This window comes from Nocardia sp. NPDC052112, from assembly GCF_040680135.1.
Lineage (GTDB): Bacteria > Actinomycetota > Actinomycetes > Mycobacteriales > Mycobacteriaceae > Nocardia.
On sequence record NZ_JBFAWD010000001.1, the window covers coordinates 639,717 to 654,187 of the forward strand.

General features: G+C 65.4%; 12 protein-coding genes. 8 read left to right on the forward strand and 4 right to left on the reverse strand.

Going from position 1 to position 14,471, the window contains the following annotated elements; all coding sequences use genetic code 11:
* Window positions 1–55: 55 nt before the first annotated feature.
* Complete coding sequence (locus AB0L58_RS03035; protein WP_364379970.1) at window positions 56–703, forward strand: helix-turn-helix domain-containing protein; 648 nt, start codon at window positions 56–58, stop codon at window positions 701–703.
* Window positions 700–1,308 (forward strand): hypothetical protein, encoded by a 609-nt coding sequence (locus AB0L58_RS03040; protein WP_364379973.1) that lies wholly within the window; start codon window positions 700–702, stop codon window positions 1,306–1,308. The genes AB0L58_RS03035 and AB0L58_RS03040 overlap by 4 nt, the downstream gene beginning before the upstream one ends.
* 228 nt (window positions 1,309–1,536) lie before the next feature.
* On the opposite strand, the gene AB0L58_RS03045 is transcribed toward AB0L58_RS03040, so the two are convergent.
* On the reverse strand, window positions 1,537–3,084 hold the full coding sequence (locus AB0L58_RS03045) for an acyl-CoA carboxylase subunit beta (RefSeq protein WP_364379976.1): 1,548 nt from the start codon (window positions 3,082–3,084) through the stop codon (window positions 1,537–1,539).
* A gap of 444 nt (window positions 3,085–3,528) precedes the next feature.
* Between AB0L58_RS03045 and AB0L58_RS03050 the strand changes: the two genes are divergently transcribed.
* The 5 genes from AB0L58_RS03050 (at window position 3,529) to AB0L58_RS03070 (ending at window position 8,655) form a co-directional block, all read left to right on the forward strand.
* Window positions 3,529–4,500 carry a transcriptional regulator gene (locus tag AB0L58_RS03050; RefSeq protein ID WP_364379979.1) on the forward strand — a complete coding sequence of 324 codons (972 nt, stop codon included), beginning with the start codon at window positions 3,529–3,531 and terminating at the stop codon, window positions 4,498–4,500.
* Window positions 4,501–4,546: 46 nt separating this feature from the next.
* Entirely contained in the window at window positions 4,547–5,497 is a 951-nt protein-coding gene (locus AB0L58_RS03055) for an acyl-ACP desaturase (protein ID WP_364379982.1), read from the forward strand.
* Window positions 5,494–6,504: an alpha/beta hydrolase family protein gene (locus tag AB0L58_RS03060; protein WP_364379985.1), complete on the forward strand. Its 1,011-nt coding sequence runs from the start codon at window positions 5,494–5,496 to the stop codon at window positions 6,502–6,504. The genes AB0L58_RS03055 and AB0L58_RS03060 overlap by 4 nt, the downstream gene beginning before the upstream one ends.
* Before the next feature lie 595 nt (window positions 6,505–7,099).
* Window positions 7,100–7,780, forward strand: a complete 681-nt coding sequence (locus tag AB0L58_RS03065; RefSeq protein ID WP_364379988.1) for a hypothetical protein — start codon at window positions 7,100–7,102, stop codon at window positions 7,778–7,780.
* A gap of 149 nt (window positions 7,781–7,929) precedes the next feature.
* A complete protein-coding gene (locus AB0L58_RS03070) occupies window positions 7,930–8,655 on the forward strand; it encodes a 4a-hydroxytetrahydrobiopterin dehydratase (protein ID WP_364379991.1) in 726 nt (241 codons plus the stop codon).
* 755 nt (window positions 8,656–9,410) lie between these two features.
* On the opposite strand, the gene AB0L58_RS03075 is transcribed toward AB0L58_RS03070, so the two are convergent.
* Both AB0L58_RS03075 and AB0L58_RS03080 read right to left on the reverse strand, forming a co-directional pair.
* Window positions 9,411–9,878: a hypothetical protein gene (locus AB0L58_RS03075; RefSeq protein ID WP_364379994.1), complete on the reverse strand. Its 468-nt coding sequence runs from the start codon at window positions 9,876–9,878 to the stop codon at window positions 9,411–9,413.
* An 81-nt stretch (window positions 9,879–9,959) separates the two neighbouring features.
* Window positions 9,960–12,689 (reverse strand): discoidin domain-containing protein, encoded by a 2,730-nt coding sequence (locus tag AB0L58_RS03080; RefSeq protein WP_364379997.1) that lies wholly within the window; start codon window positions 12,687–12,689, stop codon window positions 9,960–9,962.
* 157 nt (window positions 12,690–12,846) lie between these two features.
* Between AB0L58_RS03080 and AB0L58_RS03085 the strand changes: the two genes are divergently transcribed.
* Window positions 12,847–13,878, forward strand: coding sequence for an LLM class flavin-dependent oxidoreductase (locus AB0L58_RS03085; RefSeq protein ID WP_364380000.1), 1,032 nt, complete (start codon window positions 12,847–12,849; stop codon window positions 13,876–13,878).
* On the opposite strand, the gene AB0L58_RS03090 is transcribed toward AB0L58_RS03085, so the two are convergent.
* Window positions 13,782–14,291 carry a MaoC/PaaZ C-terminal domain-containing protein gene (locus AB0L58_RS03090; RefSeq protein WP_364380003.1) on the reverse strand — a complete coding sequence of 170 codons (510 nt, stop codon included), beginning with the start codon at window positions 14,289–14,291 and terminating at the stop codon, window positions 13,782–13,784. The genes AB0L58_RS03085 and AB0L58_RS03090 overlap by 97 nt on opposite strands.
* Between the last annotated feature and the right edge of the window lie 180 nt (window positions 14,292–14,471).

A 14,471-nucleotide genomic window follows, 5' to 3' on the forward strand; every position in this document is an offset into this window, starting at 1 on the left:
TGCGAATCACACCGAACTAATGTCCCGTTGGGACAATAGGGCGTAGACTGCCCGTATGGGTATCGACGACGAAGTCGACCTCGACGGCCGTCGGCTGCGCACACTGCGCAGTCGCGCGGCAATGTCGCGCGCCGCATTCGACCTGCTCAACGAGCGTGGTCTGGGTTCGGTGGCCGTCGAGGACATCGCGGAGCGCGCCGGCGTCACCCGGCGCACCTTCAGTCGTCATTTCTCCTCCATCGAGGATGCCGTACTCGGTGAAATCGACCAGGATGTGCACCTGTTCAACGAGGCGCTGTCCCGCCGCCCCGCGGACGAATCGCCGCTGGTCGCCTACCGCAATGCCCTGCACGACTGGCTGGCCGCCGAACACACCGGTCCGAAGGCGGCGCGTTTGGCCCGGCGTTGGGCGCTGTTCCAACGCTTCGAGGCGGAACCGACACTGGCCGCCGGGTATCAGCGCATCCGGCTCGACGGGCAGCGCGAATCCGTGCGGATCATCGCCGCCAGACTCGGTGTCGATCCCACGGTGGACCGGCGCCCGGAGGCGGCCGTCGCGGCCGGAACCGGACTGCTCATCGCCGCCCTGCAGGTCTGGGGCGCGGGCTCGGACACCGACGGGTTGCCCGATCTCATCGACACATTCTTCGACACCCTTCACGGGCTGACAGCTGAATTCCAGAGCGAGGTGTCATCATCATGACCGCTGCAACCGGGTCACCGAGCGTTGTCCGCCGTACCTGCCGCCGGGTCGGACTGGATCGAAATCCGATGCGCCGCCGTGAGGATCGCGTGCAGCTGGCGGTCGCCGCATTGCTCACGCTGTTGTTCCTGGTCATGGCCCCGCTACTGTCGATGGTGGTCGGCGGCCGGATCTATCAGACCGAAGACCGCATCGCGCGGGCCGAGGCGGCGCGGTTGCACGAGGTCGACGCGACGGTGCTCGAGGTCGGCAAGGCGCCGCTCTACGCGCCCATCACCCCGGCTCGGGTGCAGTGGCACGACGCCGACGGTGCCACGCACACCAGCGACTACCAGGCCACCGGAGTGGTGAAAGCCGGTGCCACGGTGAAGATTTGGCTCGATGGCTCGGGCAAGGTCACCGAGCCGCCGTCGAGCACCCGGGCACTGAGCAAGGCCTTGCTGATCACTACCGGCATGGTCTTCGGGATCGCGGTCGGCTTCGGCTGCGCCTACGCACTGCTGCGTCGCGCACTCGATCGGCGCAGGGCGCGGCTGTGGGAGGCCGAATGGGCCACGGTGGAACGTACTTGGGGCAACCACGGGACGCGTCCGGATCAGGCTTAGTGCCGAAGTGCGGCGCGCCCACCCGGAGTGGGTAGGGACACTCTCGGTGGGCGTGCCGCGTACCCGGCCGTCCTGCGGCGAACACGGGGTCGGGCATGGATAACGTCAGGGCCTAGCGGTAGCGGTCTGCGCGGCGCGCGAACGAATATCGGAGATCGCACGATCGATTCCCGTTTGCGCTGTGACACAACACAATCGGGGACTCGACACAATCGGTTCCGACGGCACCTAGACCGGGAAGAGGCTGTGCTTGCGTGGGTTGTGCTTCCTGACCGCGCCCTTCTCCCGCAGCAGGCGCAGTGCCCTGCGGATCTCCAGACGGGTTTGCGACGGCTCGACCACGGCATCGATATAGCCGCGTTCGGCCGCGGTCCACGGGGTGGCGACGGTGGCGTTGTAGAAATCGATCATCTGCTGGCGCACGGTGGCGCGCTGGTCGGCCGGCGTCGCCTCCAATTGTCGGCGGCCGATGATGCCGACCATGCTCTCGGCGCCCATGACCGCGATCTGCGCTGTCGGCCAGGCCAGGGCCAGGTCCGCGCCCAGTGGCTTGCAGCCCATCACCGCATAGCCGCCGCCGTATGCCTTGCGTGTCACGATCGAGACGATCGGCACGGTGGCCTCGATGACCGCACGGAAGAACCGACCGCCGCGTTTGATGACGCCGTTGCGTTCCTCTTCGAGACCGGGCAGCACACCGGGGGTGTCGACGACGAAGATCAACGGCAGGCCGAAGGCATCGCACAGCCGGATGAAATATGCCGCCTTATCCGAGCACAGTCCATCCAGTGCGCCGCCGAGTACCTGCGGCTGATTGGCGACCACGCCGACACTGCGACCGTCGACCCTGGCGAATCCGGTGATCAGATTCTGGGCGGTGCCCGCGCTGATCTCGTGAAAATGGCCGTCGTCGAAGATGCGCAGCAGCACCTCGTGCATGTCGTAACCGGATCGGTCGGAATCCGGAATGATCGTATTCAGCTCGAGGTCGTGGGCGGTGGTCTCCGGTTCCAGGCCCGGATTCACCACGGGCGCCTGTTCCAGGCAGCTCGACGGCAGGTAGCTCAGATAACTGCGAACCCAGTCGAAGGCGGCCTGCTCGTCGGCGGCGACATGGTGCACCGTGCCATTGGCCTGCAGGGCGGCGGCGCCGCCGAGATCGTCGGCGCTGACCACCTCACCCGTCACCCCCTTGATGACCTCGGGGCCGGTGACGAACATGTACGACTTCTCGGTCGCGACCAGCACATCCATATTGACCGGGCCGTATACCGAACCGGCCGCGCATTTGCCGAGCATGACCGCGACCATCGGGACGAAGCCGGACAGATCCTCCTGACGTCGGCACATCAGCGCGTACCAGGCCAGCGATGTCACCGCCTCCTGGATGCGGGCGCCGCCGGAATCGTTGATCGACACCACCGGGCAGGCGTTCTCCTGCGCGAATTCCATTGCGGCGGCGACCTTTCGGCCGAACATCTCACCGACCGAACCGCCGTGCACGGTCTGATCGTGCGCGATGACGACGACGGGGCGCCCGTCGATGTAGCCGCGGCCGGTGACCACACCGTCGCCGTACATGCCGTCGGTGCTGCCCGGCTGGCGCACCAGCGCTCCCATTTCCACGAAGGAGCCCTTGTCGAGCAGCATCCGCACACGTTCGCGGGCACTGGGTATGCCCTTTTTCTTGCGCTTCGCGATGCCGGTCTCACCAGCGGGTTCTTCCGCGAGCTCCAGGATGTCCCGGAGTTCCTCGAGCTTTTCTCGCGTGCTCATATGGGTTTGCCATCCTTCGGACTCGTCGCCGTTTGCACCGCCCGGGTGCACCGAGCTGGGCGAAGCGCTCGATGCTATCGGGCATATGACTCGCAGCACAGGTGATCCACCTTAGTCATGGGACAGCTCACAGGTTCGGAGGGTGTGCGCTGGTTTGAACTCGCGCCGCGTGGGTACCGGAGTGCCGTCCAAGACGGGCGTCGGTGGATCGCCGCCGGGCGTTACAGCCGTCGCGCCGAGGTGGCGCATCCGCGTCAGTGTCCGCGTGGCGACCCCGGGCTTTGTCGGCCATTTCCGGTCATCCGAATGACCGGAAATATTGCGACCGAGAATCGCTCCACCCCTTGTGATTTCGCCCAAGCTGGTCGGCCCGGCGTGATGACTTTCCTAATTACCGGACCGAGTGTGCGATTTTGCCTGGAACGCCGCTAACATTTTGGAGTCATGATGGGCAAACACGCTGGTTCGGGTGGCAAGAGCCTGGAATCGAAACTTGTCGAATATCTGACTTTTCAGGCCCGGCGCTCGCAGCGTGGAGATCTCGGTACTATCACGCGCACCTGTCTGGCGGAGGCCGCGCAAGTGCTGGAACCGCACTGGGTTCCGGTTGCCGAGCAGCCCGCGGTGATCACCGGATCGGCCGCGCGGTGGGCGCGTGAGGGGGTGGCGCTGGAAACCGTGCTGGACGCCTATCACGACGGCGTGCGGGTCGGGTTGGAATTCCTCGCCGAACAGGCGGCGGAGGAGGATGCCGACCAGGTGGCGGCCGCGGCCGGATTGATCGTGCGCGTGCTGGAAATGGTGACGGCGGGGACGTCGACGGCCTATCTGGACGAACATCGCCAGGTCGCCCGTGAGCAGCAGACCGCCGCCCAGACACTGGTATCCGCCCTGCTCAGCGGACACGGCGTCGCGCGGCTGGCCGGCCGCGCCGGTATCAGCATCGCCGCGTCGTACCAGGTGGTCGCCCTCGCGATTCCCGTACATCCGGACGAGCGAAGACCCGGTCTCGGTGCGCCGTCCGCGGCCCGCAGGAAGTTGCGCCGGGTCCAGGCGGCGCTGGCCATGCCGCTCGGTTCCCGCGCGCTGTCGGTGCTGTCCGATGAGGGCGGCACGATCCTGGTGCCGATCGACGAGATATCCGCATTGACACCGCTCGCGCTCACGTCGGAGGTGCTCGAGCTGGTCAGCGAGGCCGCCGAGGTGCCGTTGACCGCGGTGGTGGCCTCGGGTGAGACCGCCCGGATTCCCGAATTGGCCGGATCGGCGCAGGAACGGCTCGCCCGACTACTCGCCGAAGGTCGAGCGCCTGGGTTCTATCGGCTGGCCGACCTGTCGGGTTGTGACGGCCTCCAGTCTGTTCGTCGACCTGTCGTCACCTCGCCCAATGATCGACGAATCACCCGTTCGGCCTGAGCACCCCCATTTATCGTCGATTCCGGGATGAGACAAAGGAGCACGTGTGACGACCGCGTTGACCGATCTCGATATTCTGCGCGAACTGGAGCCCGTCGCCGAACGTCATCTCGACGAGCATCTGCGCAAGGCGAAGGCATGGCACCCACACGACTATGTGCCGTGGGACGACGGGCGGAATTTCGCGGCCATGGGCGGTGTCGATTGGGATCCGGAACAATCCGAGCTGTCGGAGGTCGCACGGACCGCCATGGTGACCAACCTGCTCACCGAGGACAATCTGCCCTCCTATCACCGGGAGATCTCGGAGTCGTTCTCACTCGACGGCATCTGGGGTACCTGGGTCGGGCGCTGGACGGCGGAGGAAAATCGTCATGCGATCGTCATGCGCGACTATCTGGTGGTCACCCGCGCGGTGGATCCGGTGGCCCTCGAACAGGCCAGAATCGCGCATATGACATTGGGTGTCGCGAAACCGGAGAAGGGGCCGCAGTTCCTGCGCTCGGTCGCATATGTGACACTGCAGGAACTGGCCACCAGGATAAGTCACAGAAATACCGGCGCCGCCTGTAACGAGCCCATCGCCGAGCGTATGCTGCAAAGAATTGCCGCCGATGAGAACCTGCATATGATCTTCTACCGCAACCTCAGCGCCGCCGCCCTCGACCTCGCACCCGATGCGGGCATGCGCGCGGTCACCGATATCGTCACGCGGTTCCAGATGCCTGGACTCACCCAGCCCAACTTCCGGCGAAATGCGGTGATACTGGCCAAGAACGGCATCTACGACCTGCGCCAGCACCTGGATGTCGTGCTGCGGCCGGTGCTGCGCGCCTGGAATGTCTTCGAGCGCACCGATCTTTCCGACGACGGCGAACGCGCCCGCGACGAGCTCGGCGCCTTCCTCGACGAGTTGGCAATCAAGGCAACACGTTTCGAGGAGCAGCGCGACCGCGCTGCGGCCAGACAGGCAGAGCGAGCTGTCGTCCTACCATGAATCTTCGAGCACCGATCACCGCAGCGGCGATGGCGCTCATCGCTGCGCTGGCGTCCGTGCCCGCACTCGCGGATCCGCCCGCGATCGATCCGGCCATGACGCGGACCGGGACGATCAGTATCGAGTCGATCGGACCGCGCCACGAGCGTTTCGCCATCGCCTCGGCCGCCATGCGTCGAGTCATTACAGTGGATGTGTTGCGCGGCAGCGGTTCCGGGCCGCGTCCGGTGCTGTATCTGCTGGATGGCGTCGATGGCGAGGCGGTCTCGGGGTGGCTGACCAAGGGGCGTGCGGCGGAGTTCTTCGCGGATAAGCCGGTCGATGTGGTGTTGACCAGCGGCGGCACCGGGAGCATGTACAGCGACTGGTTGCGCCGTGACGCCACTCTCGGGCTCAATCGGTGGGAAACCTTTCTCACAGCCGAGCTGCCGCCGATTATCGAGTCGTATCTGAAAACCGATGGGCGGCGCGCGATCGCGGGTGTATCGATGGGTGCGCAGGCGGCCATGATGCTGGCCCAGCGATATCCTGGGCGGTATCGCGCGGTCGCGGGAATGAGCGGATGTTATTCCACCGCAGACGATCTCGGCCGGGCCGTCACCACGATCACCGTCGCATCGCGCGGTGGTGATGTCGAAAACCTCTGGGGCCCACCAGAATCGCCGGAATGGAGCGCGCACGACAGCCTGCTCGGCGCCCAGCAGCTGCGGGGCACCACGATCTACCTGTCCGCGGCGACCGGTCTGCCGACCGACGCCGACCTCGTCGCGGTATCGCGTGCGTCGGACCTCGCCGAAGCCTTGAAGACAGCGGGCGGTGGGCTGGCTCTGGAGGCCGGTGCGCGCTCGTGTACCGAACGCTTCGCCGGGCGACTCGCCGAGCTGAATATTCCGGCGACCGTCGACTATGCGCCGACGGGCATGCACACCTGGCCCGACTTCGAGGCCCAGCTGCCGCGGGCCTGGCGGGTGCTCGCACCGGCGCTCGGCCTGCCCGACCCCCACTGATCCACGGGATACTCCTGTGCTGGTGGGGCTTGCCTCGATGTGTCGATGACAGCGTGTCGGTGCGGCGCCTGCCAGCATCGACAGCGCCATCACGTAGAGCAACCGTGCTCCCGGCACGAACAGCTGAAATGCCAAGGGTATCAGCGGAATCAACGGCAACGCCGGCGCGGCGACCGGTCCGGCCGATAGCTGGAATCGGCTCGGTACGCACCGGACGGCCGGCGGCTCACCGTGCCAGGTTCGCAGCAGTCCGTGCCGGCCGCCATCATCGTGAACGTTTCGAAAGTCGGTGCGGTGAAACACATCCGGAACGTGGCCAGGACACGCATAAGGGTGCCCGGTAAGGTCGGGGCCCGCAGCATCGGCGAAACCGCCCTGTGCCGTGCGGCGCGTCTCGACACGCCGGAACCGCCCCGGCTACACCATCAGGTCCTCGAAATCGTCCTGGCGCCGATCACCCGTTGCGCCGTGCGCGGTGGTCGCGGCGAATTCGACTGTATTACAACCAAATTCGACAGGATCGCGCGGTGGCCGCCCTTCACCGGCGGCGACACGCCGACACCCACGATCCAAGGCTGGAGTCTAGGCTCGGGGCATGAGCATGGCCCGAACCGAGAACCGCCGACCGGGGGACCAGCGATTCCAATCACGGCTTCGCAGATATCTTCTGCTCGTCGGCACCGGCGTGGCCTGCCTTGGGATAATCATTTCGGCGAGCAAGCCGGCCAGCGCCGAGCTGATGTCGTTGTCGCCGTTGTTGATCCTCGTGTGGGCATTCATGGTGGTTGCGGTGTTCTGCGTGGTCATCGTCTACCCGATTATGGCAGTCCGATCCCGGCGGCTTCGGGTACCTGAGCTCGGCGCCCTGGCTGCTCCCGTACTGATAGTCGCGCTCACGGCGATCATATGGAGCGCAGACCTGCCAATGGCAGTGCGCTGGCACTTCTCGGCGCACGCATTCGACGATGCGGCACAGCAGGTGAGTGCCGGTGTCGATCCACGGACGTTCGAAGGTGAGCGGCTCGGCCTTTACCGCATTCGTGGTGTGGAACCCAACGGCGATCGCGGTGTGCAACGCCGCAACGATGGCATCTACTTCGAGACGGGCCCTATGGTGGCCTATTGCTCGATGGGAAGTGGCTTTGCCAGTCTTCCTGGTCACCGGCCCGCCACAGGCGCATTCCATCACCTCGGCGGCGACTGGTACTGGTTCTGTTTCAACACCAGAGAACAAGGGGGTGTAATGCCCGACCACCCTATCGGACGGGAGCACTAGCCGGTGACAAACCGCTAGCCTGAACGAGTAACGAACTACCGCTGATTCGGTCGCGGAGGCGGCGGCTCGAGAGTCTTGCCGTTCGTCGCAGCAATCCTGTCCGGAACTAGGCTGCTGCGAAATCGTAAGGGCCCCGGTACATTTCACACATGACGGATGATCGGATCGAATACAGCGAGTTCTTCAGCGCCACGGGCCTGCAGGACTGGCGCAGCGAGTACACCGGGGCCTGCGTGTGCTACCGCACCGGCTCCCTGGCCGCCGGCGCCGAACTGGCGCAGGCCATCGCCGCGTTGCCCGGCACCGAAGACGGCCGACCCGACATCGACATCCGCAGCGACGCCGTTTTCGTCCGGATCATCACATTCACCGACGAATACTCCGGGCTGACCAAACGAGATGTCGAACTGGCGCAGCAGATCACGGCGACCGCACAGCGGCTGAACCTCACCGCCGATCCCTCGGCCGTGCAGGCCCTCAAGGTCAACTTCCTGCTCGACACCGACTGGAGCAGCGACGACCAGAAGGCAGTTGTGGAATTCTGGCGCGCGGCCCTCGGCTACCGAGACGCCCCTCGGCACAGCGACGTTGGAGATCCGGCCGCGATCGAGCTGATCGACCCGAAGCGGAGACAGGTCCCGATCGGCTTCGAACGCGTCAGTGCCGATCTCGACAACCCGGACGGATTTTGCGCGGGCGATCATCCAGTGCACCTGCACGTACAGCAGCCCATGGAAGTGGCCGTACCCCGCATCGAGGCAGCAGAAGACTGGGCCCGTGATGTGGACGAAGGCATCCCGAACTCCAGACTCGCGGACCGCAACTACGTCACACTCGTCGTCACTATCACAGACTTCCCAGAGCAGAACTCGTGACTTCGCCACACATGGTGAGGCTGCGGCCACGGTGACCGGTCGCACAAGCCGGTAGCGAGCCGTCGGCGCTGTGCGCCCCAGCCGAGTCGGGCATCGAATGCGGGCTGTTCGAGCACGCCGACGAGGCGGCACAGGAGCTGAACGAAATGTCGCCGGAGATGGGTTGATCTCGAGGCTGGTCCTTCTTGCCGACGGTTTGTGCAGGGGTTATGAGCCGGCCGACCCCCAATGACGTGCATTCCTGGTATCGCGCGGTTCGAAACGGCCACAGTCTCTTTCAAGCCCGATCGAGGTGTGCCGAACCAGGCCGAGGTTCTACTCGGCGACGGTCGGGATCTCACGGGGCAGAAGCTCGTCCGGAGATGGACTCGAACGTAGGGATGCCGAGCTCGGTTCCTGTCGCCGTTCGCTCGAGCGTGGCGTCTATCTGGGCGAGCTTGTCCTTGACGCCGGCACAGCTGACTTGGAGACCCTCAACTTCGCCAAGCCAGCCTTCGCGTTTGGCTTCGATGATGCGGGCTTCGAGATTGTCGTGGATCTCTTCGAGCCGGGCTCGCTGGGCGGGGTCCGGCCTGAGGAGCGAGCACCTGACACAGGCACGCTCATGCTGACACTCCACTCGATATGGTCTGGCGCAGCCACCGAGTTCGACCTTCCGTTCATCGAAGTGCTCCTGTGGTCGCAACTACAACTACAAGCGAGTTATCACCACCCACGAGATGGCCAGCCCCGGCCACATCGCGGTCCGAGTGCGGCTAACCGGGGAGCATGGTGGTGGTCGCGCAGACGCTGTCGCGCAGGAGTTTCGGGGTGGTGTCGAGTGGAATGTCGTACCAGAGATCGAGTTCCAGTCGGTTCCCGGCACCGAGCGTTACTTCGGTGGGTTGACGTTTGATGGCCATGGCGTCATTGCTGACCGGATGTGCGGTCCCCGCGGCGTCGTCGAGCTCGTAGTCGGTGGTGCGGGTCGTGTGAAATGTGTTGTCGGCGTTGGTGATAGCGATCCGAATACGAACGAACTGCCCCTTGGGCAGCCATTCGGCATGCGTGCCGAAGATATAGCCGTGGCCCGGTTCCACCACCAGCGCGGCGAGTTCCGATTTCGCACAGTCCGCTGGTGTGCGGACGTATTCGGTGGTCGTAACGGCCGGTGCGCTCGGCGTCGGTGTCGTATCGGCGCAGGCGGCGAGCGGGAGAATGAGAAGCGGGAGGAACCGACGCACCCGTTTCATGCTAGAACCCGAACCGCGATGACGCGCACGTATCGGGTACCGGAACCGATACCGCTGAGTCCGTGGCGCCGGTCAGGTTCGAGGGCCGGTGATTTCGAGTTCTCGGAGAGTGGGGTGGGTGGCTGGTGTCGTGAGTTCGAGGCGGACATAGCGGGTTGCGAGCGGGGTGGGGAGGGAGCCGGTGGTCGGGTCGGGAGTGACCGGGATCCAGGTGTGGTTATCGGGGGAGGTGGTGAATGTGGTTGGGGTGGGTGCGGTCCAGTGCGGGAGGATTCGGTCGATATGGGTTTCCTGGCCGAGGTCGACGGTGAGTGCTGCGGTCGGGGCGTTGGGGGACCAGCCGGTGGCGAGAGTGCCGTCTACGGCGGCTTCGGCGTATTTGCCGGGTTCATCGGAGCTGGTGGTGACCGATTTGCAGCGGGCGAGGTTATCTGTGGGGACGCGGTCGGGGCGGCGGGTCGGGATGGTCAGTTCGCTGTCGAGACGGTGTGTTCCGGTATCGGTTCGGACCTGTAGCGGTTGGCCGTCGGTAAGGGTGAGTTCGGTGTGGTCGGGGCCGATGGTGGCGTCGAAAGTCCGGCCCTGCCAGTGGATTCCATGGATGGTGAGGCCATCCGGGAGTTCGGGTGGGAGGGTCGGCGCGATGCGGATTCCGTCGGTGTCGAAGCGCAGCCCGAGTAGGCCGTTGGTGAAGGTCTGCAGGAAACCGCCTGCCGCGGTGACGAAGGTGAAGGCGGGTGCGCCCGCGAGCGGGTCAAGGGCACCGACTTTCGCGCCGCGGGCCTCGGCGAATTGGCCGAACGGGGCGCGGACGAACGGGCGGGCGGCGCGTTCGAGGAAGGTGTCGGTGGCGCAGCCGGGGAGTTCGAGCGTCGCCGAGTCGATGGCGTGCACCGAATCGGTCATTGCCGGGCCGTCGGGATCCGTACGCTCCGAATAGTATTCGAGCACATTGGCCGCGACATCCGGTGGCATCGGCCAGTCCAGCGGGTAGATGAGCAGTACGGTGTCGGCCTGTTTGATGGGAGTGCCTGTGTAGCCGTCGAATTGGACGAAGATTCGCTGCTTGTCATCGAAGGGCATGCGCAGACCATCGGCGATCGCGGTCCACTCGGGCGGGCGCGGTTCGCCCAGAATCTCCGCCGCGCGTGCGGTATTGCGCAAGGCGAGGGCAGCGACGGCATTGGTGTAGACCCCGTCGTTCACCCCGTTGCTGTACTCGTCGGGACCCGCGACATTGCGAATCGAGTAACTGTGGTCGTCGTTGCGGGTCACCCGCGAGACCCAGAATTCCGCGAGCGCGCGCATTACCGGCCAGCCGCGTTCGCGCAGGTAGCCGCGGTCGCCGGTGGCCGCGTAATACTGCCAGGCCGCCAGGGACACATCGCCTTGCAGATGGATCTGGGTCAGGCAGTGCGGCGGATCCCAGCTGTGGCATTCGTCGAGATCGCCGTGGCTCGCACTGGTCCACGGATAGAAAGCACCGCGGTAGCCGAGCCGCTTGGCATTCGCCTGTGCCGCGGACAATGTCCGGAAGCGGTAGTCCACCACGGATTTCGCCAATTCCGGTGCCAGCTGCAGTAGTCCGGGAAATATCCAGATATCCGCATCCCAGAACACCGCGCCCCCGTAGTTGTCGCTGCTGAGCCCGACGGGCGAGATGCTGTTGTTCTGTGTGGAATTCGTGCTGGAGTACAGCGAATAGAGCGCACCACGCGCCCAGGTCTGCACGTCGGGCTGTCCGCGCACCTCGATATCACCGCGCCACCGCGCCCGCCAGGCCGCGGATGTTGCGGCGAGCAGGCTCGTCCATCCCGTCCGCACCGCCCGCTGTGCCGCCTCCAACGCGGTGGCCGCCGGATCGGGCGAGGTGCGGGTGGTGTCGACACCGACGAACTTTGTCACCTGGTAGGTGCTGCCGTCGCGCACCGGAAACCGAACATCCTGGCGCACACTCAGATCGCGGCCCGGTGGCGTCGGTTCGATCGCGTTCGAAGCGATACCCGCTCCTGGCCGCAGCACCGAGACGATGTCGCCGTCGACATCCGTTCCATCGGTACGGAAGCCGACTCGAATGGTGTCGTCATCGCGCGCGCCCACCTCGGATTGGCTCATCCGTCGCGCACCGGCGCCATCGACGAGATCGGAGACGACCATCTCGCCGGACCAATGCGGCGCCACCGTGACGTGTACGGCGCCGACATGCTGATCCGACTGGTCGGTTAGCACGTCGTAGACGAGATCGGTGGCCTTGCCATCGGGTGTGGTCCAGGTCAGCTGGGTCCGCACCAGCCCACAGCGCAGGTGCAGTGTCTGGGCGAAGTTCGTGATCTGAGCCGCCGGTGTGGCGGGCGAATAGGTGTGCTCGCCGACACCGACCAGCAATGCGGACCAATTCGGGATGGCGGCGGCGACCTCGCGATTGTCGGCCACCCCTGGAGTGCGCGCGTAGAGGCCCGCGACGAAAGCACCATCGTAGGCGGGGGTGTAGAGCGGCCAGCCGGTCATCTCATCGGTCGCGGTGTATCCCATGCCGTGCGGCGGCACCCGTAAGCCGAGATAGCCGTTGCCGACGAAGGGATGCGCATCGATCGGTGCGTCCACCTGGTCGTTTATCGGCGCCCAGGCTGGCGCGGATGCCAGTGGATCGTCCGGACATGCGCCGCTCGCCACCCGATCGGTGTGACGCACCACGGCGAGCACGGCTGTTACCACCAACACGATGACGGCCGTGAGCGCGATACCCAACAGCACGGTGGTGCGACGGCTCACACGGTGGAACAACTGGCCGATCCGGGACATTCGCGCCTCCACGTCGAGCTCGACGTTCGTGCCGAGCCGCGATACGCGTCGACGACCGCAGGACCGGCTACCGGTTTACGCAGGTGTGATGTCCATTCTTTCATCCAGCGGCAGCCGCACGGCGGAATGCGGCCAGAGCCGGGGTGTTGACACAGATATGACTTCGGGACTCGATCAGGTGCGGTTTTCGATTCTGGATCGCTCGCGCGTCCGACGCGGACAGAGCCATCCGGAGGCACTGCGGGAAACCGTGGAATTCGCTCGTCACGCCGAGGACTGGGGATATCACCGGTTCTGGGTCTCCGAGCACCACAGTGTGCCCGGCGTCGCGGGTTCGGCGCCGACCGTGCTCGCCGCGGCTGCGGCTGCGGCGACCTCGCGGATCCGGATCGGGACCGGCGGGGTGATGCTGCCGAACCATCAATCCCTGGTCGTCGCCGAACAATTCGGGGTGCTGGAATCGTTGTATCCGGGGCGGATCGATATGGGGCTGGGGCGCTCGGTGGGTTTCACCGACGGCGTGCGACGGGCACTCGGTCACGGCAAGAGCGATGCCGACGATTTCGATCAGCAGCTCACCGACGTCCTCGAGTACTTCGCGCGCGGCAAGTCGGGTGTGCACGCCTGGCCGGCAGAGGGGCTGCGGGTACCCGCATTCCTGCTGGCGACCGGATCCGGTGCCGAGCGGGCGGCGCATTTCGGATTGCCGCTGGTCATCGCCTCGATCGCCGGACCGGACCGCATGGCGCAGGCCATCGAGCGCTATCGCGCGGAATTCCGCCCGACGATATGGGGAGCCGAACCGTATGTGGTCGTATCCGGCGCAGTGGTGATCGCCGATACGACCGAGGAAGCTCATCGGCTGTTGCTGCCCGAGGCATGGTCGAGCGCGTATTCCCGCACCCGCGGCGAATTTCCGGTACTGATTCCGCCCGAGGAGATCGAATCCATGACGATGGCCGAACGGGAACGCCGGATCTTCGACGAGGCGTTGCGCGACCATATCCATGGCACCGAGGACGAGGTCGCGGAGGCATTGGAGGACTTGGTCGCGCGTACCGGCGCGGCCGAAATGCTGGTCCACACCAGCACTTATGACCGCGCGGCCCGGCTGGATTCACATCGCCGACTCGCGCGGTTGACCGGACTTCGATCCGGCATCGGGAATCGGACTTCCGCGGCGGCATAGCCGAAAAGCCTGCGGCCGTGCGCCCTTGCGTCCACTGCGACGGTGGCCTTGCGGCATTGCGGGTCGAGCGAGGTTATCCGGCCACGGAATTCGATCGCGCTGGTGTGGAGCGGCGGAATATGCAGGTAGTGCGTGTAATGCGCGAACTGGCCGCGGAATCGGGTAGCGGCCGCGGGATCGCCGAGCCAACCACCGAGGTATCCGGCGGCCAGGCCGAGTTCGAGCATGCTGGGGGCGACCACGGTCGGTAGCTCGGTCGCGGCCCGCTCGCTGAACAGCACCGGATTGGTATCACCGGTCACCCCGGCGTAATTGACCAAATCACCGCGTGACAGATGTACGACCCGGCCGGGTAATTCCGTACCGACCGAAAGGGATTCGAAATCGACCGTGGGGCGCGGTGTGCGGGGCACCGACGGTGGGAAAACGTGGAACCATGGTCGTCCCGAATATCGCGAATTCCTCGTGATCCGTTGGTGATCTGGAGAATTCACCGAATTCGACCGTGCTTGTTGTGTCCGCTACCGCGGCTCCGGGAATCCGTTTTGTGTCGCACCCCTAACGGAGACAAAGCCGTTTCGTGAGGTATCCAG